Origin of the sequence: Sinorhizobium kostiense (assembly GCF_017874595.1) — a bacterium.
GTDB classification, from domain to species: Bacteria; Pseudomonadota; Alphaproteobacteria; order Rhizobiales; family Rhizobiaceae; genus Sinorhizobium; species Sinorhizobium kostiense.
The window spans coordinates 334742-357851 of record NZ_JAGILA010000002.1; the positions used below are offsets into that span (position 1 = coordinate 334742).

Genomic DNA, 23110 nt, shown 5'->3' on the forward strand with positions numbered 1-23110 from the left:
CGATCATTCCGTTCTCCAGGTCGCAGCGGTCGGAAAAACCATCCGCACGGTCAATCCCTGGCCATCCGGCTCCGTCGCCGCAAGCTCGAGGGTGCCATGGTGCATCTCCATCACCGCTTCGACAAGGGACAGGCCGAGACCGGTGCCGGGCTTCGACCGGCTTTCGTCGAGCCGAACGAAGCGCTTGACCACTTCGCTGCGCATGCCTTCCGGCACGCCCGGACCATGATCGGCGACCGTGAGGACGACGTTGCGATCTCCCTTCTTCATCTCGACTTGGATCAGGGGGTTATCGGCCTTCTCGGCGTATTTTACCGCGTTGTCGATCAGATTCCCGAGTGCCTGTCCGATCAGCTCGCGATTGCCGGAAATCAGGACACCAGGCTCTATATCGGCTTTCAGCCGGAGGGCGTTTTCCTCCGCGACCGGCTCGTAGAGTTCGACGCAATCGGCGACAATGCCGCTGAGATCAACATCGCTCATCTCCGCGACTGCGGAGCCCGCCTCCACGCGCGAGATCATCAACAGCGCATTGAAGGTGCGGATCAGCTGGTCGGACTCGGCAATGATCTCCTCGAGCGCGGCGTTTTGTTTTCCGCTGCCGGCAAGCGCCGCTTCCGCCTTGTTGCGCAGGCGCGTCAGCGGAGTCTTGAGATCATGGGCGATATTGTCCGAGACCTGTTTCAAGCCCTCATTCAGCTTCTCGATCCGCCCGAGCATTGCATTCAACGATTCGGAAAGCCGGTCGAACTCGTCGCCGGATCCACTCATCGGTAAGCGTTGCGACAGGTCGCCCGCCATGATCTTGGTGCTCGCCTCGGACATACGGTCAATACGCTTCAGAGCATTGCGGCCGATCCCGAACCAGATCACAAGCGCGCCGAGCACCATTGTCCCGAGCGCGACGACCAGCGCTTGGCGGACGAGCCCGCGAAGCTTCTCAGGCTCCTGAAGGTCGCGGCCGACAAGCACCCGCAAGCCGTTGTCGAGTACGAGAATCTGAGCGAGGGCGACGTGGCTGTCGGTGCGGCTCTCGTCGGTGAAGCGGCGGTAATGGAACGGTTCGGTCGTCCAGCCTCCGGAGTCCAGAAGTCCGGGCTCGAGGCTCGCCACATTGCCCGCCAGGATTTCTCCGCTCGGTCCGGCGATGACGTACAGGCTGGCGCCCGGCTGACGGGCGCGTCGCTCCAGCGATCTAAGCAGCCCGCTGATGCCGGCTCGGTCATAGACACCCTCGATCTGCAGCGCCTCGGTTGCGATCGCCTCACGCGTCTGCTGTTGCAGAAGGCGCTCCGACATGCCGGTAACATAGAAAACGAGAATGGCTGCGCAAAGCGAGAAGAGTATGAGATAAAGCGCGGAAAGCCGAACCGCGGTCGTCCTGAACAGAACGCTGACCTTGCTCATGTATCAGGCGTCCGGTCGTCCTTGATCATATAGCCGGCACCCCGAACGGTTCTGAGCAAGGGCGGATCGAAGTCCTTTTCGATCTTGGAGCGCAGGCGCGAGACGTGGACATCGATTACGTTCGTCTGCGGGTCGAAGTGATAGTCCCACACGTTCTCAAGCAGCATCGTCCTCGTGACGACCTGCCCCGCGTTCTTCATGAGGTATTCGAGCAGACGGAACTCTCGCGGCTGCAGCGGGATCTCCTTGCCTTGCCGCCGTACGGAATGGGAGAGCCGGTCGAGTTCGAGATCGCCGACACGATAGACCATGTCCTGCTCCGGCGCGCCCTTCCGTCGACCGAGGACCTCCACGCGCGCCAGGAGTTCGCTGAAAGCATAGGGTTTTGGCAGATAGTCGTCGCCGCCGGCGCGAAGGCCGGTGACGCGGTCGTCCACCTGGCCGAGAGCGGAGAGAATGAGCGCGGGCGTGTGAACGCCCCTGCGCCTCAGTTCGCTGATCAGCGACAACCCGTCGCGGCGCGGCAGCATCCGGTCCACGACGAGCACGTCATAGGCGTTCTCGCTCGCCATGAACAGGCCGCTCTCGCCGTCACTCGCATGGTCGGACACGATGCCCGCCTCGCGGAACGCCTTCGCAAGATAAGCGGCCGCCTCAAGGTCATCTTCGACAATCAGAATCTTCATGCGCGTGACCATAGTCCCGGACCTCTGTTCGTCTCAACCGGAATCGATCCATAAAGTGGCCCGAACGCAGGGTTCGGCAGAAATGAAAAACGCCGCGAAATCGCAACGAAGTCGCGGCGTCTTGAGCTCGGACTGGAGCGGGCGGGATTGCTAGAGCGATCCCGTCCGCTCCCGATCTCGCCGCGGCGTCAGCTCTGAGCGATCGGGAGAGCGACGAAGCGGCTGCCTTCAGAGGCTTCGATCTGGAAGAGTGCCTTGCTGCGGCCATCCTTCCGGGCGTTGTTGATCACTTTAAGGATGTCGTCTGCCGACTTCACATCCTGGTTGTTCACCGAAACGATCTTCTCCCCCTCCTTCAGGCCGCGGTCGGCGGCATCGGAGTCCGGATCGACGGACGCGATCGTTACGCCCTTTCCGTCATCCGACGGAAGGACCGCGAGGCCGAGATCGGCAAGAGCCTCCTCGCCTACCTCGCCTTGCTGGCTCTGTTCGTCGCCAGTTTCAGGCGCGGTAGCTGCCGTTTCTTCCGGCAATGCTCCGATCTCGAGCTTGACGCTCTCGGACTTGCCGTCGCGCCACAGGGTGACATCGGCGGATGTGCCCGGCTGGAGCGCCGCGACACGGCGCGCGAGGTCACGCGGGTCCTTGATCGGCTCGCCGTTCAACGCGGTGACCACGTCGCCCTTCTTGATACCGGCCTTTTCACCCGGCGAACCCGCCTGAGGCTCGACAACCAACGCACCATTCGCCTCGGACAGGCCGAGCGACTCGGCGATGTCCTTGGTTACCGGCTGGATCTGGACGCCAAGCCAGCCACGAGAGACCTTGCCGTCCTTGATGAGGTCGTCGACGACATCCTTGGCGACCGTGGCGGGAATGGCGAAGGCAATGCCAACATTGCCGCCGGACGGCGAGAAGATCGCCGTGTTGATGCCGACGACCTCGCCCGCGAGGTTGAAGGTCGGTCCGCCGGAGCTGCCGCGATTCACCGCCGCATCGACCTGGATGTAGTCGTCATAGGGCCCCGAGCCGATATCCCGGCCGCGAGCGGAAACGATACCCGCCGTCACTGTGCCGCCCAAACCGAACGGATTGCCGACCGCGACCACCCAGTCGCCGACGCGGACCATGTTATCGTCCGCAAAGGTGACATAGGCGAACTTGCGGTTGGCGTCGGCTTTCAGTACGGCCAGATCGGTCCGGCTGTCCTTGCCGACGAGCTTCGCGTCGAGTTCCGTTCCGTCATTCAGGATGACGTTGAAGGTCGAGCCGTCCGATACGACGTGATTGTTGGTGACGATGTAGCCGTCTTCCGAGATGAAGAAGCCCGAGCCCTGGGCCCGCGGGCGCAGGCGGCCTTCGCCACGGGGGCCACGGCGGTCGCGCCAGCGCTCGGCCCGGTCACCGTCGCGCGGGTCCGGTCCGCCGAATTCTCGGAAGAAGCGCTTGAGCGGATGGTCGTTAGGCAGATCCTCGAAGCCGCGGCCGAAATCGAAGGTGAAATTGCCCGCCTGCTCATCCGAGGCGACGCGCGACTGAACACGTACGGAAACGACGGCGGGGGACACGGCGTCGACGACATTCGCAAAGCTCGGAACCGAGGGAGCCTCGACCTTGACCGCCTCCGCAAACGACTGCGAGATCTGGGCCGGAAGGCCGCTGGTCAGCATGACGGCTGTAAGTCCCGCAACCGTCGAGGTCTTCAGGACTGTCTTGAGAGAGGGACGCAGAGGTTTCTTCGTAGTCATTTCGTTGCCTTTTCTCTTTTCGTGAGCGTTCGCCCGCAGGGCGGCGGCTCGGAAACCGTGGTTGCGAGCAAGAATACGGGACGAGGGCGCCCGAGACCTGCTCGTCCCACTGGCTGTGACTGGAGGAACAGCCGATAAGGCAAGGTGTAATGGAGGGGACCTTACTGCTTTCTGTCCGGCAGATGAACTTTTCGTAATGTTTTCTATGGACCCTGCAAAAGCATTGCTCTCCTCCGTCCCTGCCGCCGCTCTCCATGCGTCAAAGCCATGAAAGAATTTGTGTTCTCTGAAGTGCGCGTTCTAAGGCCGGCGCAATGTCAAGAGCGGAGCAGCTTGTCCAGTTCGGCCCGTTCCTCATCGGAAAGCGGCGTTCCGACGGGCCGTGCGCCACGTCGGCGCGCGGCGACGAAGAGCGTCATACCGCCGACCGCGAGAAGGACGAGAGGCATCCCCCAAAGAAGCAGGGTCTTCACCTCGAATCGCGGCTTCAGGAGCACGAAATCGCCATAACGCGAGACGACATAGGCGATCACGGCTTCGTCGCTGTCGCCGTTCTTCAGGCGCTCGCGCACGAGCAGCCTGAGATCCTTGGCGAGCTCGGCGTTGGAATCGTCGATCGACTGGTTTTGACAGACCATGCAGCGCAGTTCAGCCGAGATCGCCCGTGCCCGCGCCTCAAGTCCCCGGTCCGCCAATACCTCATCCGGATTGACCGCAAGTGCGGGCGAAACGGAGATGCAGAGGAAGAGGACGACGAGCAGGCGGATCATTCGGCTGCTCCCACGGCAAGCGGCGGCGCTTTCCTGGCGCGTGACGGCGTCCCCACCCGCAAGCGTCGGTCGCTCAAGGAAACGATGCCGCCCGTCATCATGAAAAGCGCGCCGCCCCAGATGCAGAGGATGAGCGGCTTCCACCAGATGCGCACGACGATACCGCCGCCGGCCATTTCGTCGCCAAGCGAAACATAGAGCTGGCTCAAGCCGAAGGTCCTGATGCCTGCTTCCGTCGTGGGCATCCGGCGGGCCGAATACAGACGCTTGGAGGACCAGATCTCGGTCACCTTGACGCCACCCTGACTGACGGTGAAATGTCCTGAGTCCTCGGTATAGTTTGGCCCGCGCCCCTCACGCATGCCATCGAAGCGCAGGGTGTAGCCACCGCCGGCTTCAGCGAGCATGCCAGGCTTCATCTCGACGACGGTTTCCGTCTCGTAGGCCGTGACCGCGACGATGCCGATCAGTGTGACACCGAGGCCGATATGTGCGAGCGCTGTGCCGAAAGCCGATCGCGGCAGACCGGCGAGCCTCCTCGCGGCAACTCGGCCGGCGACCTTGCCGATACCGGAGCGAAGCATGAGATCCGTAACTGCGCCGAGAATCAGATAAGCGCCGAGTCCGATGCCGAGGGGCGCGAGAATCGGGCCGCCGTTCTTCGCATGATAGAGGACCGCGGCGACGAGCAGGCCGGCAGCCGTAGCGGCGAACAGGCGCTGGCCCGCACCGGCGAGATCGCCGCGCTTCCAGGCAAGCAGCGGACCGAAGGGCACTGCAAAGAGAAGCGGCAGCATCAAGAGCCCGAAGGTGATATTGAAGAAGGGCGCCCCTACGGAGATCTTGTCACCCGTCAAGGCCTCGAGGACGAGGGGATAGAGCGTTCCGGTCAGCACCGTCGCCGTCGCCGTGGTCAGGATCAGGTTGTTGAGGACGAGCGCTCCTTCACGCGAGATCGGTGCGAACAACCCGCCCGCCTTGAGGTGCGAGGCGCGCAACGCAAAGAGCGCAAAGGCGCCGCCGATGAAGAGAACGAGAATTGCCAGGATAAAGACACCGCGCGTCGGATCGGTCGCAAAGGCATGAACCGATGTTAGTACACCCGAGCGCACAAGAAAAGTGCCGAGCAGCGAAAGCGAGAAAGTCAGGATTGCCAGCAGTACAGTCCAGATCTTCAGTGCCTCGCGCTTTTCCATCACCAGCGCCGAATGAAGCAGCGCCGTTCCGGCGAGCCAGGGCATGAAAGAGGCATTTTCTACGGGATCCCAGAACCACCAGCCGCCCCAGCCGAGTTCGTAATAGGCCCAATAGGAGCCCATGGCGATGCCTGCCGTCAGGGCCGTCCAGGCGGCCAGGGTCCAGGGCCGGACCCAGCGCGCCCAGGCCGCATCGATCCGCCCCTCGATAAGGGCGGCGATTGCAAAGGAGAAGCAGACGGAGAAGCCGACATAGCCGAGATAGAGTAGCGGCGGATGGATCGCGAGACCAATGTCCTGAAGGACGGGGTTCAAGTCCCTGCCCTCGCCCGGGGCGGGAACGAGCCGGGCGAAAGGGTTGGATGTCAGCAGGATAAAAAGCGTGAATGCGGTCGATATCCAGGCCTGTACGGCAAGCACATTGGCTTTGAGCGTGTCCGGCAGGTTACGCCCGAAGCTCGCAACCAACATGGAGAAGAAAACGAGGATCAACAGCCACAGGAGCATCGAGCCCTCGTGGTTCCCCCAGACGCCGGAAACCTTGTAGATCAAAGGCTTGAGCGAATGCGAATTCTCCCAGACGTTCCTGACGGAAAAGTCGGAGGTCACATAGGCGAAGGTGAGCACCGCAAAGGAGAAGAAAACGAGCAGGAAGGAGACGATCGCTGCGCTCGACGCCAGATCCATCAAGGACCGGTCGCCACGTCTGACACCGAGGACCGGCAGCGCGGCCTGAATGATCGCGGTCGCGAGCGCCAGGACTAGCGCGTAGTGCCCGAGCTCGATGATCATTTGATGTTTTCCTTCCCACCGAGCGTCACGCCCTGCGCTTGCAAGCGGTCGGCCACGTCCTTCGGCATGTAGGTCTCATCATGTTTGGCGAGCACCGTGTCTGCGACGAAGACCGGGCTGCCCGAAACGAATGCACCTTCCGCCACGACGCCTTGCCCCTCGCGGAAGAGATCGGGCAGGATGCCCACATAGGTCACCGGCACCGATGCGAGCGTGTCGGTCACGCTGAAGGTGACGGTCTTGCCCTCGCCCCGCTTCACCGAGCCCATCTCCACCAGGCCGCCGAGACGTATGCGCGTGCCGGGCGCGAGATCGGCTTTCGCCAGATCGCCCGGTACGTAGAAATAGGCGACTGCCTGGCTGAAGGCAAACATGACGAGCAGAACCGCGGCAGTCAGGAAACCGACACCGGCGCCAATGATTGCCAACCGTTTCTGCTTACGCGTCATTGTTCCTCTCCGCTGGCTTCGATTCCGAGTTCGCGGCCCAGTGCCAGCAATTGCCTGCCCTCTTCGCCAGCGGCCGGAAAGGCCTTCAGCCCGTCGCGTAATGCATTCGCGGCCTTTTCTCTTTGATCGAGAACAAGATAGGACCGAATGAGGCGCACCCAACCTTCGAAGTTTGCGGGGTCTTCCTTCAGCCGAGCCGCGAGACTGTCGACCATGCCGCGGATCATTGCCTGGCGATCGCCTGGGCTCATCTCCTGCGCGGCTGCGACGTCCCCAGACGTCGGATCGCCGGGCGGCAGAGCATCGCCTTCACCCGACGCGGACCTGGAAAGCTCGGCGATATGCTGGTTGACCACCGGCAGCCAGGGCGCATCCGCCGGCGAGGTGCCCGCGAGCTTGCGGAACGCGGCAAGCGCATCAGCATGCTTGCCCTCCTGTTTCAGGCCGAGCGCCAGATAGAACTCCGAGCGCGGATCGTCAGGGTCGAGCGCCAGCGCCTTCCTCAGCGCATTTTGAGCATCCGCGGTGACCACCCCGCCGGACTGAACGATGAGAGCCTCGGCATAGCCGCCGAGCCGCGCCGCGGACCCGCCGAGCAGGCGGATCGCCCGGTCATAGGCGGCAACCGCATCGTCTACCCTGCCATTGCGCATGTAGATTGGCGCCAGCAGGTCCCACCCCGCGCCGTCCTCCGGATTGACCGCGAGATGATTTTCGGCCTTGGCGATCAGGATATTGACGTCGTCGCCAGGATTGGCAAGTCGAGCGGCGAGCGGCTGTGCCGGCACGCCCGGGCTGCCGGTCGTGAGATAAAGACCGAGCCCAATTGCCGGCAGACAGAGGAGAATGACGAGCTGTGCCAGCCGGTTCGAAGCAACCCGCTTCGGAAGGCCCTCCCGGACGGGCTCGTCGGCGGCGTTCGCGGCAATGAGCCGGCGCCCGATTTCCGCTCTGGCGAGTTCGGCGTCCTCCTGGCTGATCAGCCCGGCCTCGCGATCGCGTGCCAGTTCCTCGAGCTGGTCGCGATAGACCTCGACGTCATGGCTATGGGCAGACGGAAGCGGCGCGGCCGCCCGCATCAGCGGCAGGAGAAGCGCGATAGCGACAGCCGCCGTGAGGACGGCGACGAGAATCCAGAACAACATGAATGGGGAATACTATGAGGGCCTGTCCATTCCAACTCGAAAACCGGAAATGACGGAGATTTGAGGCGTTTCGCCGCAATCTCAGCGCCGCACAGCCCCGGCGACTTAATCAGATGCGCTATAAAGAAGGTCGATTTCAGGAGACATGCAATAGAAGCGCTGAAGGGAACGCATCGGACACTCGAAAGCGGCGCTCAGGTCAGCGGCGTCCAGCTTCCATCACTGTTGCGGCAGGCCGCCCCCCGCCCGCTCGTCGATTGTCCTTCTACGATCACCGTGTGGCTATATTGGCGGCAGTTCTGCGATCCGACCTGATAAGGCGCGGCTGCGACCACCGAACCGCTGACGCCCCGCCCTTCCCACAGGACCGGCTGGCCGCCGGGCGCAGCCTCGAGAGCGCGGTATTCCGCCTCGAGTGCCCTCTGGCGATCCGACTCGCCCAGTTTTATGCCGCCAAGACGCGCAATCACGCCGCCCCGCAGGGCATCAATATAGGCTGCAGACGACGGGCTCCGGGTGGAGACAGCACCGAACGCGGCTGCGGCGGATCCCCGCTGGGCGCTCGAGGTGCTGCAGCCGGCAAGCGCCACGGTCGATGCGACGATCGCGATTCTGCCACCCGAGGCGAGAGCCCGCCTGACTTCTGCGCTAATCATCATGATACGCGACAACTCACTCTCGTTCATCCGCGGCCGCCTGCACCCCGGCAAACATGGTCAGACGGCACTTCCGATTTTCTTTTTGCACCCTCCGCCTTCCGAGGCAACCACGCCGCGGGCAGGCTCTGCCATTTTCGACTGCCGGTGTGACCGCCGGATCACGATGCCCAATCAAGAAATTTGGCATAGCGTTGGTATTCGTGAGTATCACACGAATGCCAGCTTTAGACCGGTTGTTCGTCGCACGTACCGTGGAACACTTTGCGGACCCGCTCAGACGGCAACGGGCAAGACGAGTTTGGCCCGCAGCCCACCCTCTTCGCGGCGGCACAGTTCCACGCTGCCCTGGTATTCACCCACGATCTCACTCACGATCGAGAGGCCGAGCCCCGTGCCGGGCTTGCTTTCGTCAAGCCTTTTGCCGCGCTTCATGGCAAGAGCAATCTGATGCGGATCGAGCCCAGGGCCGTCGTCATCGATCAGAAGCAGTGTCCATTCGCGTCCCGCCGCCTTGGCACGCGCTTCCTCGGGCGCCGGCCCCACGCTCAGCCAGACGTGGTCGCGCGCGTAGCGCGCGGCGTTTTCGAGAAGATTGCCGACCGTCTCCTCGACGTCCTGCAGTTCCATCGCGAGCACCAGCCCCGGCGGATTGACGGAGAGGCTGAATTGCTTTTCCGGATTGAGCCGCCGCATCACACGGACGATTCTTTCAAGGGCCGGCTGTGCCTCGGTCCGCGCCAGCACCGAGCCGCGTTGCGCCGCGATGCGCGCGCGGCTCAGGTAAGACTGGACCTGCGTCTGCATCGCGTCGGCCTGCAGCCTGATCAGTTCGCCATGCGAGACGTCCAGTACGCGCGCCTCGTTGAGCAGCACGGCGATGGGTGTCTTCAGCGAATGGGCTAGGTTGCCGACCTGCATGCGCGCACGCTCGACGATGCGGCGGTTGCTGTCGATCAGCGCGTTTACCTCGTTGGCGAGCGGCTGGATCTCGCGCGGGAAGGCTCCGTCGAGCCGTTCGCTTTCGCCGGTGCGGATCTTCTCGAGCGACCGGCGCACCTGGTCGAGCGGGCGCAGGCCAAAAAGGATCGTCAGCGCGTTCACGCCGAGCCCCCCGAATCCGAAGATCGAGAGCGCGATCGTCAGGTTGCGGGTGAAGCGGTCGATGTCCGCCTCAAGCACGTTCCGGTTGCCGGCGACGCGGAAGCGTGCCGCATGGCCGTCGATGTCGAGAACGACCTCGGTTTCGGCCACCTCGACCTGGTTTCCGAATGGGTCCGTCGTCGTGTAGAAGCGCTCGTAACGGATGTCGAACGGCACCTCCTCGACACTGACGATCGGCAACTTCGCGGTTCCGAGCGAAGTCGAAATCAGAGGCTGCGTTTCGAATTCACCGATAGGCTCGACGATCCAGTACCAACCGGTTTGCGGCTGCGAGAAGCGAAGGTCGCCAAGCTGTGGGCTGCCGGACAGGGCAGCGTTTTCATCGACCGAGATCGAGTTTATGACGTTGTAGAGTTGGGCGCGAAGCAGATCCTGGAAACCGCGCTCCGATCCCTGCCGGTAAAGCTCGGAGATCACCACGCCGATCACGACAAGGGCCATCACCGCCCAAACGGTCGAAACCGCCAGGACGCGTGCCGTGAGGGATCTAATGACCATTGCCGGGTGCTTGCATCCGATAACCGAGGCCGCGCACGGTTTCGATCAGATCGTTGCCGATCTTCTTGCGAAGACGGCCGACGAAAACCTCGATCGTGTTGGAGTCGCGATCAAAATCCTGGTCGTACATGTGCTCGACCAGTTCCGTGCGGGAGACCACCTGCCCCATATGATGCATGAGATAGGACAGGAGGCGGAACTCGTGCGACGTCAGCTTGAGCGCCACGCCGTTGACGGTCGCCTTCGAGCCCTTCGTGTCGAGACGCACCGGGCCGCAAACGATCTCGGAGCTTGCATGGCCCGCCGCCCGGCGGATCAGCGCACGAATGCGGGCCATCACTTCCTCGACATGGAAGGGCTTGGCGACGTAATCGTCGGCGCCTGCATCGATCCCGGCCACCTTGTCGCTCCAGCGGTCGCGTGCCGTCAATATCAGGACCGGCATGATCTTGCCGTCACCGCGCCACTTTTCGAGAACGGTGATCCCGTCCATTTCCGGCAGGCCGATATCGAGAATTACCGCGTCGTAGGGTTCCGTGTCGCCGAGATAATGCCCCTCCTCACCATCGAAGGCCTGGTCGACGACATAGCCGGCTTCCTGCAACGCCTCGGCCAATTGCCTGTTTAGGTTGGCGTCGTCCTCGACTATCAGAATGCGCATTGCTGGTCTTCTTCCCCTGCTTACGATGGGGAGCTAAGCCTACATCGGAACCTTTACGGTCAACTTCTTCGGCCGCCCGCCATTACCAGGGATTAGCACGGTCACGACGCAGTTGCCATCGGAAGTCGGCCTGACCGAGAGCAATTCTCCGCCCGTCTCAGCCACTACATGCGCGGCCGCAGCACTGCAATCGCCAGACGCGGACACGGCAGGCGGAGAAAAGCCTGCGACGCCTGCAGCAAGCACGGCTATGGTTACTCTTGAAGCCATCAATGTACTTTCGAATTGGGAAGTAACATGGAAAAATCTTTAACCGATGCAGGCTGAATGGCAAATGAATGTCCGCCTCCGCGGCCTCCCGGTAACGCTACGCGGAGCTTTCCGCGGTCTTCGGAGCGCCATCAGCGGTTGCAAGGTGAAAGGCGGTGACGGCTGCCCGACCGCTAGCATTTTGTTGTGCCAGGACAGGTTCTTCCTTGACCCACCGGTCTCAGGCCAGCATGATTGAGCAAGCATGCAAACACCCGAAAACTGCGATTCTTGTCAGACCGCTTGGCGCAGATCTTCAACACCCGATACAGCTCTTCAGAGTCGGCCGCCTGCGCGCGCCACCTTCGCTCCCCTGCTCCTGTGGATTTTCGCAGGTTAATCGATTTAAAGATTTTTCAATCGTTTAAATTATTTAATACACTGATTTACAAAGCGTTTACGATGTGGAATGGTCCGCCCTCCAAGCAACTCGCCCAAGAGGAGGACCGGATGCAGTCAGCCGCAAACAAATCGCCCGTATCCCCGTCGAGGATTCCGCAATCGCTGCTCGACCGTTTCGAGAGTGAATGGCGTGCGATGCGAACCGCAGGCGAAGCTGCTGAAAAACCGGTCACGCCTGCGGAATAAGGCTTAACCCATTGGGGCAGTTCGCAAGCGCCCCACACCCAAACAAAGCTATCATGCATCCGCCCGTGGCCTTCACGGACGGATGCTTTTTTGTCAATTGATGAAATCGTGCTAGTCTCTTCGGATGCTAACCGAAGAACTGGAAAAGCTGGCGCTAAGCCTGCCTGGAACAGAGGAAAACGCCCATTTCGGGACGCGGGATTTCCGCGTGGGCAAACGGATCTTCATGACCCTGCCCGAGGCGGGGCGTGTGGTCTTCAAGTTCACACCCGACCAGCAGCGGATGCTGCTTGAATCCGAACCTGGGGTTTGCGCCGCCGTTCCCGGGGGTTGGGGTGCGCGCGGTTGGACGTCTATCTATTTCGTCGGCGCCGACGAGGAACTCCTCCGGCAATCGATGGAAACCGCTTGGCGCAATGTCGCTCCGAGAAGTCTCGCACGGAAGAACGGCCGTCATTGATGCGGAGTGGCCGCGCGGCTAGTCGGCCGGCTCCAGCGCCACTTGCAAGGGCCAGGTCACCAGATAATCCTCATAGTCCTCGAGGTCGATCCCGTCCTCCGCAACGGTGCGCCCGCGCACCGAAATCCCCGCCGCATGCACGGTTTCCGAATCGCCCGAAACGAGCGGATGCCACCAATAGAGGTCGCGCCCTTCGGCGACCAGGCGGTAGCCGCAGGTCGGCGGAAGCCAACTGATCTCGCGCACGCGTTCGGGTGTCAGCTGAATGCAATCGGGCACCGTCGCCTGTCGATTGTCGTAGTCCTTGCACCGACAGGTTTCCCCATCGAGCAAGGTGCAGCGAATAGAGGTCCAGGCGATCTCGCCCGTGTCCCAGTCCTCCAGCTTGTTGAGACAACAGAGTCCACAGCCGTCACAAAGGCTTTCCCATTCCGCCAGCGTCAGCTCATCCAGGCTCTTGGTTTTCCAGAAAGGCATTTCGCCCATAGGAGTCACACTTTCGTCATTTCCACGCCAGTAAGGAAAATTTACATAAAATTGCCGATTATTTAAGGCCGGCGCTCGATATGCAAGTAGATTGGAACTTCGCCCCATGCAATCATCATAAAGGGGCAAACAGAGCTTCGGGACATGAAAACCGTGCAGGAACCGAGGAAAGAGGACAACCGGCCCAAGAAGCGACACATCTTGCTCCGGATCGATTCCTGGATCGACTCGACGGTATGGAATGTGGGATTCCGCCTTGCGGAATTTTGGGAAGACACCACCATCTTCTTCCGTCGCTTCCGTGTTCGCGGCTGGAAAAGAGCGGTCTTCGAGGTGCTTGGCGAGGGTATGACGTTGGGTACGGCCGGCTCGGTCCTGATGCTGGCGCTTGCGCTTCCGGCTTTCGAGGAAACCGAGGGAAACTGGCGTGCCCAGAGCGATTTCGCCGTCACCTTCCTGGACCGCTACGGCAATGAGATCGGCCATCGCGGCATCATCCATGAGGATGCCGTGCCAATCGACGAGTTGCCGGACCATCTCATCAAGGCCGTTCTCGCGACGGAAGACCGCCGATTCTTCGAGCATTGGGGAATCGACTTTCTCGGCCTGACACGCGCCATGACAGAAAATGCCCGCGCCGGCGGCGTGGTCCAGGGCGGTTCCACCCTGACTCAGCAGCTTGCCAAGAACCTGTTCCTTTCGAACGAGCGGACGATTGAACGCAAGATCAAGGAAGCCTTCCTTGCCGTCTGGCTCGAGTCCAATCTGTCGAAGAAGGAAATCCTGCGCCTCTATCTGGACCGCGCCTATATGGGCGGCGGCACCTTCGGGGCAGCGGCGGCGGCGCAGTTTTATTTCGGCAAGGCGATCACCGACGTCAATCTCGCCGAGTCCGCCATGCTTGCCGGGCTTTTCAAGGCGCCTGCCCGTTATGCGCCGCACGTCAATCTTCCGGCAGCCCGCGCCCGCGCCAACGAGGTGCTGACCAACATGGTGCAGGGCGGACTGATGACCGAAGGACAGGTGCTCGCCGCCCGCCTCACACCGGCAACCGTCATCGACCGCGCCGACGTTAAGGCTCCGGACTTCTTCCTAGATTGGGCCTTCGACGAGGTCCAGCGCATCGCCGCCCCCTTCGCACAGCATTCCCTCATCGTCAGGACGACGATCGACATGGGACTGCAGGCGGCCGCAGAAGAAGCCGTGGAATCCGGCCTCAGGCAATATGGTGAGACCTACAAAGTGAAACAGGGCGCCCTCGTGATGATCGAGAACGGCGGCGCCGTGCGTGCCATGGTCGGTGGCCGCGACTATGGCGAAAGCCAGTTCAATCGCGCAACCCGTGCCCTTCGCCAGCCGGGCTCGTCGTTCAAGGTCTATACCTACGCGGCGGCAATGGAAAAAGGCATGACGCCGGAAACGGTCGTCGTCGACGCGCCGATCACTTGGCGCGGCTGGTCTCCGCAGAATTACGGCCGAAGCTATGCCGGGCGCGTGACTCTGCTGACCGCACTGGCGAAATCGATCAATACCGTTCCGGTGCGCCTCGCCAAAGACAAGCTCGGCACAGAGATCATTGCCTCGACGGCAAAGAATATGGGCGTCGAAACGCCGTTGCGCACCGATAAGACCATGCCGCTCGGCACGTCGGAAGTGACCGTGCTCGACCAGGCGACGGCCTATGCCGTCTTTCCCGCCGGAGGCTTCGAGTCCCGGCGCCACGGCATCAGTCAGATCCTGAATTATGACGGCGACATTCTTTACGATTTCGCCCGCGACGCGACGCCGGCGAAACGCGTTCTGAGCGCGCAAGCCGTCTCGTCGATGAACCGAATTCTGACGCAAATCCCCGTCATCGGCACGGGGCGTAGGGCCGCTCTCGACAACGGCATCGTAACGGGCGGCAAGACCGGCACGACACAGGCCTATCGCGACGCCTGGTTCGTCGGCTTCACGGGCGATTACACGACCGCTGTCTGGTTCGGCAATGACGATTATACGTCCACCGACAACATGACCGGAGGCTCGCTTCCGGCAATGACCTTCAAGCGGTTGATGGACTATGCCGAGCAAGGCATCGAGCACCGCGCAATCCCGGGTATCGAAGTGCCGGTCGCGCAGGCGGCGGAGAAGCCGGTCCCGAATGAAAACGCCAAACCGGACGAAAACGCACTGCCCCCGCTTGTGCGGCCGAGATCGCTTTCTGCCGACGTTACCAAAATGCTGAAGACGATCGGCGAGGCATTCGAAAACGCGCCTGCCCTCAAGGCGCGGGAGAAGAACGGCGGCAAGGTCGCAGCGCTCGAGTCGCCGCCGGCCGATGTCCCAACAACGCAACCGTCATCGAGTGCAACGGAGAATTGACTTGGCGACAACAAATCCGTTCTCTAAGGCCCATGTGGATCTTAAGGGTAATCGATTCTAAGCTTCACGGGGCGAGCGAACCGACACTTGCCCTCCTGCATGTTTCCTTCAATCGTACTCGTTTCAAGGACAAAAACATGCAGTAAGTCAAAGCGCTACAGCCTTCGTGCGGATGCGCGGCGCTGTAGACCGCCTAACGCCGGGACAGACGAGACACCAATCGATAGAGCCGCCCCCTTGTTGCGTATTCCCTTTCTCGTCGCCATTACACTCGCATTTGCCTTCGGAGGTGGAATCGCCTCATCCGTATGGGCGCTCAAGGCTACGGCCGGCTTCGGCTCCATCGCGATCGGCCCCTGGGTGGCATTTCCGCAGGCGCAGACCGCCACTGCCGACCCCTACGCCAAGGCGCATCGCGCTCGCGCCGGCGATCTACTCTTCGGCGGTGCGGAAGGGTTGGTGTTCTCCGCAGCGACAGACGACAGCGGTGCCCGGCTGTCGTCTGACTGTTCTTATGATATCTCCGGCATCACGCCGCCTGCCCGGTTCTGGACGTTCTATGCGACCACGGCAGACGGGGTTACCCTGCGGCCGGGGCCGGACCTGCCCGCTGCAATTAATTCGTGGACGGTGCTGCGCGCCCAAGACAGCAGCTTCGTCATTCATGCCTCGGCGGCTGCCAAGCCGAACAACTGGCTCGCGATTCGGCATTCGGGCAGCTTCAAGCTCGTATTGACCCTGCTCGATACGCCGACGGCCGGCTCCTCCGGCCTGATCGACCTTGCAATGCCGAAGATCATCAAGACCGGGTGCGGCAATGCGTAGCCTGCTGTTTGCCATAGTCGTCGGGTTGGTCGGCGCCACACTCCTGCACATCGTGATCGTGCTTGCACTGCCGCAATTTACCGGTCGAGACGCCTATACGCGCGTGCTCGACCTTCTCGAGATGGACAGCTTCTTCGCATTGTCCGCCGAACCTGGCCCGACAGGCTTGCGCAACAGCGATCCCTTTCTGCGCACCGCCGTCTGCAGTTTCTCGGTAGCGGATGCGCCAACGCGGTTCATTGCCCGCGGATCGGTGCCGTTCTGGTCGCTATCGATCTTCGACAGCGGTTCGAACGAAGTCTTCAGCATGAACGACCAGACGGCCGTCAATGGCAATCTCGACCTGGTCGTGGCCACGCCGATCCAATTGGTGGAACTACGCAAGTCGCCACCCGAAGCACTGGCGCAATCGATCATGATCGAGATGGGGGACGAGGATGGCTATGCCGTTCTAAGGGCGCTCGCGCCGCTCGGCAGCTTCGATGAAGAGGTCCGCGATTTTCTCACGGAGTCGAGCTGCGGACTCTTTCGGCGGTCGTAACGCAGGAAATCCGGGAAGCTCCATTCGGAGTTTCGACGTCGTCAAGTTGCCAGGCGGTGCTGATCGCCCGCCGGGAGCAGTCAACTGGTTTTTCCTACTGTTTCTTCGCCGTCCGGCCCGTCGGAGCGCTGGGCTGGGGTCCACGACCGTCAAGGCGCTCGTAGCGGATACCGGTGAAGAACAACACTTTCGCGGTGCCCGAGGTGACGGGTCGCCGTTGTGGCCTATTTCGTTTGCGGTCCTGCATTCTGATTACGTCTGCCATGCTCGTCTCCATACGCTCACGAGACGGATGAACCACTGTACAGATTTCACCCTGCCCATTCGCGGGCTGACGCATTCCGGGTCTCGCCCCGGACAGACGCGCCTTTCTCATTATCTCCTTCTTCCGGCTCTCCGGATTTCATTGCACCCAATGCGGGCCGATCATAGCCGGCCAGCGCCGATTGGGCCATAACCTCTTTTAAGTATCCCTTAAAGCGAGGCACGGTCTCTTAACCATTCTCAGTCCGGGGAGCTGCTAGCGCCGAGCCGCAGCGTTCTTCAGCGTCTTGCAAGCAGGCCGAATATGAAGGCAACCCCGGCAACGGTCGCAAGCGTCGTCACCGGCTCCTCGCGCACCCGTTCACGCAACCGTTCCGTCATCAGCTCAGCTTCACCCTGGACGACCGCCTTCGCCCCGCTGCCGATGGCCGATACGGTTTCCGTCAATCGGGTAATCTCGGCTCTTAGATCCGCGAGCTGGGCTTGCAGTTCCACCTGGGCATCGGCCGTCCGCCCTTCCGTGTCCATTCCGGCATCAACCGCCGCTAACGTCTTGTCAGCCATCGTCTCCGCTCCTTGCCTTTCGCGCGATGTCAACGCCTCGAAGCAAGATTGGTTCCCCGAGAAGAAGCACTGTCCCGCGGCCCCAAGCGAAATACGGGCGGCCAGCGCCGCCCGTATTGGGAGCCCTTCACAACTATTCGTTTTCACACCGAAAGTCGCCGAACTCGCACTCCGGAATCTCTCTCATCTCGCGTTCGCGGCGAATTTCGAGAAACTGACGCTCCCGGTCGCGCCTGCGGGATTCCCGATAATTCTCTTCGTCCTGCCATTCCTCATCGGCGCGGCGTTCCCACTCCTGCTGCCGGCGTCCCCGGTCCCGGTCGCTGCGTTCCCACTCCCGCTCACGGCGCTCCCGCCTACGCTCCCATTCGCCGCGGTCGTCGCCTTCGGCCCAGTCGCGGCGCCAGCGATCGCGGTCGCGATAGAAGTCACGTCCACGGTAGTTGCGGTCCCAATACCGGTCGAATTCGAAAACAACCGTCGGAATTCCGAGCGGGCGGTAGTATTCCGGTTCCAGATAGACGCGGTTGCGGCGGTACATTGCCTGCACGTATCGACCCGCGACCCAACCCCGGCCTTGATAGAAGGACACATCGCACCAGGGACGATCCGCGAGGCAGCCATGAATTTCCACCGACGTTCCCACCGGAATGACCGTAACGGCAGGATAACGGGTACTCGGTCCGGAGCGCATATTGACATTGGCGGTGGCAAAACCCTCCGCGGCTTCGGCGATCGCCGGTGCAAACAGGAGCGAAAATAGAGCCGCCGTTCGCAAAAACGCATGTTTCACTGACATTTCTCCCATTTGGAAGGCCGTGGGCCTTCTCGTTCGTCGGGCCTTCGGACCCATCACCATTCAGAACGCCCGTCGCGCTTTCGATCGCACGAAGGCCGCAGCGGGGCTCCGAGGTGCTGCATGCTTGCCGATGAGATCGGCTCCGTTTTCAGGAATCACGCAGCAGAGAATGAAATAAAAGCGCGTGTGGAGTTTTTAAGGCTGCGGCTGGTTGCGCCGGACCGGCCGCGCCACGGAGATGCCGCAAGCCTGAATAAAGCTCCAACGGCCATAGTTAATTCTGCGCTAACGTTTTCAGTTTATTTTTTGAGACGTGTGCCGTTCCGAGCCATCGGCAATGGCGTCATGCTTTGCGTGCAAGGATTTGTCGTGACGAACCGGTTTCGTGAGTTGGAACGGCCGCAGACGGGCCGGCTGAAGGACGTCGTGCTGATGGCGACCGTCACCAGCTTCGAAAGCCTTCGCATCCCACGCAAATCCGAGATGAGACAATTCGCCGAGCTGTTCGAGCCGCTCTTCCTCGCCTCCAGCGACGAGGCGCGCCGGCAGGCGGCGGCCGCTCTTTCGCAATGCGCGCATGTTCCGGACGCCGTTACCCATCTCATCGGCAGCATGCCTATCTCCATTGCTGCAATCTTCCTGACGCGATCGAAAGCGATTTCCGATCAGACGCTCATCTCGATCATCCGCACGCAAGGTCCCGCCCACGCGAACGCGATTGCGCGCAGGGATGAGCTTTCTCCTTCGGTGATCGATGCCTTGGTCGAGCATCACCACGCTGCGGGGCAGTTCCGCACCGCGGTGTATCAAGTGGATGCCGCCGCTTCGCAGCCGGTCGACGATCCTTCCGCGGACCGCATCGCCCGAGAGAACGAACTGCGCGACGAGATCAAGGTTCTGGCGCGTGTCGGATCGCGAGTCCCGGATTCCGCTTCCGGCGTCCGACCGATCGGCGCACTCCATCAGGCGCTGCTCATGCGTTTTGCGCGCAGCGGCGAAGCGGTTCTCTTCGCCAATGCTCTGGCCGACGCCATGGAGGCAAGCAAGGAGTTAGCCGAGCGGATCCTGCTCGATGTTTCCGGCCAACAGCTCGCCACCACACTTACGGCACTCGACTTCCCGGCCGCGGACATGGCTCCCCTGCTCTCGTTCCTCTACCCTCATCTCGGCGAGAGGCTCGGCGGCAGCACGCGCGCAGATGCCCTGATCGGAAATGTCGACCGCAAAGAAGGCCTGGAGCGGGTGGAAGCCTGGCTTCGTGCCGATTGCGCCGCTCGGCCGGTGCGGTACGAAAGTCATCTCGCCGAAAATCGCAGTACGGACCCGCGTCGGCAGGAAGCGCGCTCCTCACCAAAAATTCCCGATAGGGCCGTGCAATCGCGGCGGCAAAGCGGCAAGCGTTGAGGCCGTCTCGACTGCCGTGTCTCCCTGATTTCAGCGGTCGGATTCGGTCGCGATATCGAGCAGATCGCCGCAATCGTCGATTTCGATCTCGACGATCCAGCAATCCGGGTCGAAGCGGACCTCGGACAGCAGGGCACTGTCGATCTTCTCCGCCTCGGCGTCCTGCAGCCTTATTTCGAACTTGCGTGCCGTATCGCCCTCGTCCTCGAAGAAACTTTGCGGCGCCGGTGCGTAGAGCGTTTCTGTCCCAAGGCGTGCGCGTTGGCGGACGAAAATTGCCCCGGCCTCATCGGCCCCTTTTCGCAGCACCGCCGCATAGCCGCCGCTGGCAAAGACGCGGCGCAATAGAGAAGCAACGAATATGTGGGACTTGAGGCGCATATGAAGGCTGATACACGCCGCGAAGTCGACAGGCAAATGGCTGCGCGGCGCACCGCGTCGTGTCGGGCGCGCAAAAGTGGCTGACCCGCTGCATGCCTCCTCAAGACGGTAATGCCGCCAGAACGCACATGCCTCGTAGAATCGACCGGATATCGGGCTACAGCGCGCCGATTTCCTTCAGTTTTTGGAGAACCTTGGTATTGGGCTCGCCGGTTTGCGGCAGGCGGTAATGTTTTTCGAAATGCCGGATCGCAGCGCGTGTCTGGTCGCCGGCGACGCCATCGACCACAATCTCCGCATAGGCGAGGTTGCTCAGCCCTTTCTGGATGTTCATCACCATTTCGCTGGATACGGGAACATCGGCGTTCTGAACCAGAATCTCGCTTTTCTCCGCACTGCGGATCGCGGCGGCGATCGGATCGGCCTCGGCCGGAATGCTCGTCGGATCCGCATAGGGGCGAGCATCGGGGATTGTGGCGAGCGAGCCGGAACTGCCCGCCGCTAGCAGGCTCTTCAGCAGGTCCGCGCTCGCCAAGCCGGTCTGCAGACCGCCGGCCTGTTTCTCGAAGCGAAGGATCGCGGCCACGGTCTTCGGACCGCTGCGACCATCCGGCACGCCGTCGTAAAGCCCGAGCCGCACCAATTCCGTCTGAATGTCTGCAACGAGCTCCGAAGTTAAGGCCGCTCGCTCGTCCGCGCTGACGGTGGCCTCACCCGGACCTGCTGCATTCGGCTGCTCGCGTGATGGCTCCTGCTCGCCTTCCCGCTCGATCAAGAATGTCGTTACCCGGCGCGGTTCGACAGTCTCGCCGTTCGCCGCGGCCAAGCGTTCGGCAACCTCCGCACTGACGAGCGGAACGCGAGTGCGCAAGAGCGGCGATGGATGAGACCCGTGCTGGTACCACATCGCGTTCGCAGCCACGAAGCTGAAAGCTACGATGAAGGCCGCCGAGCCGCCGGCGCCAAGGGGATGGCGCGCAATCAATCGGCCGCCAAGCGCAAAGCAGCGGCCGGCGCCCCGGGCGACCAATGCCAGGCCTGCCAGCGCCAAGGCTTGCTGCGATCGCGACGCCCTCTTCCGCTCAGGCTGTTTTCGCTTGCGCGGAGCCATGTCCCCTTTCCTTGCTCGTTTGCCCGCTCTGAGAAACCGCGGCGGGTGTGTGCCGTCCCCAGTCACCGCTTGTTTCGCCGCGCTCCCTCAGTCGTGGCGGGAACTCCACCGTGACAGGCGAACTCACCTGCTGCCGCTGCTGAATGCCGGATCCGTCGCGCGGAATCGACGCGACAACGACCGTTCCCTTGCCCTCGGAGCTGCGGATCGTCATGCTGCCGCCGTGCAATTCGACGAGCCCTTTGACGAGGGACAGGCCCAATCCGGTGCCTTCATAACGACGCGTATAGTCGTTCTGAATCTGGACGAAAGGTTGGCCGAGCATCTGCAGCTTGTCCTCGGCAATGCCGATGCCCGTGTCGCTCACCGTTACCTTCAGCACCGCGTTGTCGCATTCCGCATCGACCGTGACGAGTCCGCCCTGATCGGTGAATTTGATCGCGTTGCCGATAAGGTTTATCAAAATCTGCTGGAAGGCGCGCTGGTCGGCATTGATCTCGCCCAGCACCCGTGTCAGGCGGCTTGTCAGTTTCACGCCCTTCTCCTGCGCCTGGTGCGACAGCATGGCCTCGCAGGCAGCGATCGCGTCCGCCACCTGGAAAGGCTCCGGCACCAGTTCATAACGCCCGGCCTCGATCTTGCTCACATCGAGCATCGTGTTGACGACGGAGAGCAGATGCGTACCGGAGCGGTGGATCAGCGCCACGTATTCTCGCTGGCGGTCGTTTTCGAGCCTGCCGAAATATTCTCCGGCAAGGACGTCGGAGAACCCAAGAATGGCGTTGAGCGGCGTGCGCAACTCGTGGCTCACCGCCGCAAGGAAGCGCGTCTTCGCGTCGTTTGCGGACTCCGCATGCGCAGCCTTTTCCACCGCCTCTTCCCTGAGGCGCGCTTCATCGGAGATGTCTCGGGATTGCGCGACGATCGCCACCAGTCGTCCTTCGATATCGCGTAGAGGCGCCATTTCGCACCGCATGTGCACGAATTGAGCGCCTGGCGCCGCAATAGAGGGTCGTTCGAGACGGATATCGACTGCGGAACGTTCGCCATCCAGCCGCAACGCATCAATCGCGCTGAGGAAGGTGATGCGGTCCGAGACGTGAATCTGTTCGAGGAAACCGCGGCCGCGTGGGTCGCGCATCAACTTCAGGTGTTCGGCCGCGTCGCGCCCATGGACAGAGAGCACATTCCCGCGCGGATCATGGATGGTGACGAGCCCGGCAAAGAGATCGAAGGCAGTAGAAAGGTCAGGCAGTCGACCTGCGAGCGCTGCTTCGTCGCGGCGGGCTGCCGGACCTCTGCGGCCGCCGACAATCGCTGCGGCGGCAGCCAGCAGCGAAGCCGACGCCCAGAGTGCGGTTCCCGCAGGCAATGCCACGGAAACCGGCAAAGCTGCCGTGAGTGCAAGCGGTATGATCGGAAGCGCCGTCAGGGAGACGGCGGCGACGGCACGCAGACGCCTGAAATCATGGCGGGCAACGGCAGAAACCTCCGACCGGCGCGGCAGCCATGGCGCGGCTGCCTCGTCCACACGGGATGCCCATTTGCCAGCCATGTCACGCAAGACGTTCACGCAATACCCTGCCGTCATTGTTGTTTTTGTAAGGCTATTCGCGAGAGCCCCGCCGCTTCTCGCGGGTATTTGCCCAAGCCGCCTCGTTATGCTTCGAATCTCGCATTCCCGGCTTAATGAAAGAATAAGCAGAAACCCGGAGGGGGCTTCGAAAACACCCGAAAATTCCCGTTTTAAGGCAATTTGGATGAGCATTGTCGGTTGTGGTTAATGGCGCGTAAGCGGCAGATTTTGGTGCATTTTTTGTTTTCCGTTAACACCTTGGGCAG

23 protein-coding genes are annotated in these 23110 nt (G+C 61.9%); 6 read left to right on the top strand and 17 right to left on the bottom strand.

Annotated features, from left to right (window positions below; translation table 11 throughout):
- Positions 1 to 3 precede the first annotated feature (3 nt).
- From J2Z31_RS08025 to J2Z31_RS08075, 11 genes are all read right to left on the bottom strand, one after another.
- The gene (locus J2Z31_RS08025) at positions 4 to 1407 is read right to left on the bottom strand and encodes a sensor histidine kinase (protein ID WP_209601383.1); all 1404 of its coding nucleotides are present in this window, start codon (positions 1405 to 1407) and stop codon (positions 4 to 6) included.
- Entirely contained in the window at positions 1404 to 2105 is a 702-nt protein-coding gene (locus J2Z31_RS08030) for a response regulator transcription factor (RefSeq protein ID WP_328243240.1), read from the bottom strand. Before J2Z31_RS08030 ends, J2Z31_RS08025 begins: the two co-directional genes overlap by 4 nt.
- Positions 2106 to 2281: 176 nt before the next feature.
- Positions 2282 to 3841: a Do family serine endopeptidase gene (locus tag J2Z31_RS08035; RefSeq protein WP_209601385.1), complete on the bottom strand. Its 1560-nt coding sequence runs from the start codon at positions 3839 to 3841 to the stop codon at positions 2282 to 2284.
- A 317-nt stretch (positions 3842 to 4158) separates the two neighbouring features.
- On the bottom strand, positions 4159 to 4611 hold the full coding sequence (locus tag J2Z31_RS08040; RefSeq protein ID WP_209601386.1) for a cytochrome c-type biogenesis protein: 453 nt from the start codon (positions 4609 to 4611) through the stop codon (positions 4159 to 4161).
- Complete coding sequence (locus tag J2Z31_RS08045; protein ID WP_209601387.1) at positions 4608 to 6599, bottom strand: heme lyase CcmF/NrfE family subunit; 1992 nt, start codon at positions 6597 to 6599, stop codon at positions 4608 to 4610. Before J2Z31_RS08045 ends, J2Z31_RS08040 begins: the two co-directional genes overlap by 4 nt.
- Positions 6596 to 7048 carry a cytochrome c maturation protein CcmE gene (gene ccmE / locus J2Z31_RS08050; RefSeq protein ID WP_209601388.1) on the bottom strand — a complete coding sequence of 151 codons (453 nt, stop codon included), beginning with the start codon at positions 7046 to 7048 and terminating at the stop codon, positions 6596 to 6598. Before ccmE ends, J2Z31_RS08045 begins: the two co-directional genes overlap by 4 nt.
- On the bottom strand, positions 7045 to 8193 hold the full coding sequence (gene ccmI, locus J2Z31_RS08055; protein WP_209601389.1) for a c-type cytochrome biogenesis protein CcmI: 1149 nt from the start codon (positions 8191 to 8193) through the stop codon (positions 7045 to 7047). Before ccmI ends, ccmE begins: the two co-directional genes overlap by 4 nt.
- A gap of 194 nt (positions 8194 to 8387) precedes the next feature.
- Positions 8388 to 8849, bottom strand: coding sequence for a hypothetical protein (locus J2Z31_RS08060; protein ID WP_408022027.1), 462 nt, complete (start codon positions 8847 to 8849; stop codon positions 8388 to 8390).
- A gap of 276 nt (positions 8850 to 9125) precedes the next feature.
- Positions 9126 to 10511, bottom strand: coding sequence for an ATP-binding protein (locus J2Z31_RS08065; RefSeq protein WP_209601390.1), 1386 nt, complete (start codon positions 10509 to 10511; stop codon positions 9126 to 9128).
- A complete protein-coding gene (feuP, locus tag J2Z31_RS08070; protein WP_209601391.1) occupies positions 10501 to 11172 on the bottom strand; it encodes a two-component system response regulator FeuP in 672 nt (223 codons plus the stop codon). Before feuP ends, J2Z31_RS08065 begins: the two co-directional genes overlap by 11 nt.
- A gap of 39 nt (positions 11173 to 11211) precedes the next feature.
- Positions 11212 to 11442, bottom strand: a complete 231-nt coding sequence (locus tag J2Z31_RS08075; protein WP_209601392.1) for a hypothetical protein — start codon at positions 11440 to 11442, stop codon at positions 11212 to 11214.
- 234 nt (positions 11443 to 11676) lie between these two features.
- Here J2Z31_RS08075 and J2Z31_RS08080 point away from each other — a divergent pair, with 234 nt between their 5' ends.
- Both J2Z31_RS08080 and J2Z31_RS08085 read left to right on the top strand, forming a co-directional pair.
- On the top strand, positions 11677 to 12069 hold the full coding sequence (locus tag J2Z31_RS08080; protein ID WP_209602313.1) for a hypothetical protein: 393 nt from the start codon (positions 11677 to 11679) through the stop codon (positions 12067 to 12069).
- 124 nt (positions 12070 to 12193) lie between these two features.
- Positions 12194 to 12529: an MmcQ/YjbR family DNA-binding protein gene (locus J2Z31_RS08085; RefSeq protein ID WP_209601393.1), complete on the top strand. Its 336-nt coding sequence runs from the start codon at positions 12194 to 12196 to the stop codon at positions 12527 to 12529.
- A gap of 18 nt (positions 12530 to 12547) precedes the next feature.
- Here J2Z31_RS08085 and J2Z31_RS08090 read toward each other — a convergent pair whose 3' ends face one another.
- Positions 12548 to 13015 carry a YcgN family cysteine cluster protein gene (locus J2Z31_RS08090; RefSeq protein ID WP_209601394.1) on the bottom strand — a complete coding sequence of 156 codons (468 nt, stop codon included), beginning with the start codon at positions 13013 to 13015 and terminating at the stop codon, positions 12548 to 12550.
- A 144-nt stretch (positions 13016 to 13159) separates the two neighbouring features.
- Here J2Z31_RS08090 and J2Z31_RS08095 point away from each other — a divergent pair, with 144 nt between their 5' ends.
- The 3 genes from J2Z31_RS08095 (at position 13160) to J2Z31_RS08105 (ending at position 16745) form a co-directional block, all read left to right on the top strand.
- Positions 13160 to 15379: a transglycosylase domain-containing protein gene (locus tag J2Z31_RS08095; protein WP_209601395.1), complete on the top strand. Its 2220-nt coding sequence runs from the start codon at positions 13160 to 13162 to the stop codon at positions 15377 to 15379.
- A gap of 237 nt (positions 15380 to 15616) precedes the next feature.
- Positions 15617 to 16204 (top strand): DUF1214 domain-containing protein, encoded by a 588-nt coding sequence (locus tag J2Z31_RS08100; RefSeq protein WP_209601396.1) that lies wholly within the window; start codon positions 15617 to 15619, stop codon positions 16202 to 16204.
- The gene (locus tag J2Z31_RS08105; protein WP_209601397.1) at positions 16197 to 16745 is read left to right on the top strand and encodes a DUF1254 domain-containing protein; all 549 of its coding nucleotides are present in this window, start codon (positions 16197 to 16199) and stop codon (positions 16743 to 16745) included. Before J2Z31_RS08100 ends, J2Z31_RS08105 begins: the two co-directional genes overlap by 8 nt.
- A 543-nt stretch (positions 16746 to 17288) precedes the next feature.
- Here J2Z31_RS08105 and J2Z31_RS08110 read toward each other — a convergent pair.
- Positions 17289 to 17573: a hypothetical protein gene (locus tag J2Z31_RS08110; RefSeq protein WP_209601398.1), complete on the bottom strand. Its 285-nt coding sequence runs from the start codon at positions 17571 to 17573 to the stop codon at positions 17289 to 17291.
- Between the two features lie 133 nt (positions 17574 to 17706).
- Positions 17707 to 18366 carry an SH3 domain-containing protein gene (locus tag J2Z31_RS08115; RefSeq protein ID WP_209601399.1) on the bottom strand — a complete coding sequence of 220 codons (660 nt, stop codon included), beginning with the start codon at positions 18364 to 18366 and terminating at the stop codon, positions 17707 to 17709.
- Positions 18367 to 18717: 351 nt separating this feature from the next.
- Here J2Z31_RS08115 and J2Z31_RS08120 point away from each other — a divergent pair, with 351 nt between their 5' ends.
- The gene (locus J2Z31_RS08120; protein WP_209601400.1) at positions 18718 to 19776 is read left to right on the top strand and encodes a DUF2336 domain-containing protein; all 1059 of its coding nucleotides are present in this window, start codon (positions 18718 to 18720) and stop codon (positions 19774 to 19776) included.
- A 30-nt stretch (positions 19777 to 19806) separates the two neighbouring features.
- On the opposite strand, the gene J2Z31_RS08125 is transcribed toward J2Z31_RS08120, so the two are convergent.
- The 3 genes from J2Z31_RS08125 to J2Z31_RS08135 all read right to left on the bottom strand — a co-directional run bounded on the left by J2Z31_RS08125 (position 19807) and on the right by J2Z31_RS08135 (position 22823).
- The gene (locus tag J2Z31_RS08125; RefSeq protein WP_209601401.1) at positions 19807 to 20157 is read right to left on the bottom strand and encodes a DUF1491 family protein; all 351 of its coding nucleotides are present in this window, start codon (positions 20155 to 20157) and stop codon (positions 19807 to 19809) included.
- Positions 20158 to 20314: 157 nt separating this feature from the next.
- On the bottom strand, positions 20315 to 21268 hold the full coding sequence (locus tag J2Z31_RS08130) for a peptidoglycan-binding domain-containing protein (RefSeq protein ID WP_209601402.1): 954 nt from the start codon (positions 21266 to 21268) through the stop codon (positions 20315 to 20317).
- Positions 21240 to 22823 (bottom strand): sensor histidine kinase, encoded by a 1584-nt coding sequence (locus J2Z31_RS08135; protein ID WP_209602271.1) that lies wholly within the window; start codon positions 22821 to 22823, stop codon positions 21240 to 21242. Before J2Z31_RS08135 ends, J2Z31_RS08130 begins: the two co-directional genes overlap by 29 nt.
- Between the last annotated feature and the right edge of the window lie 287 nt (positions 22824 to 23110).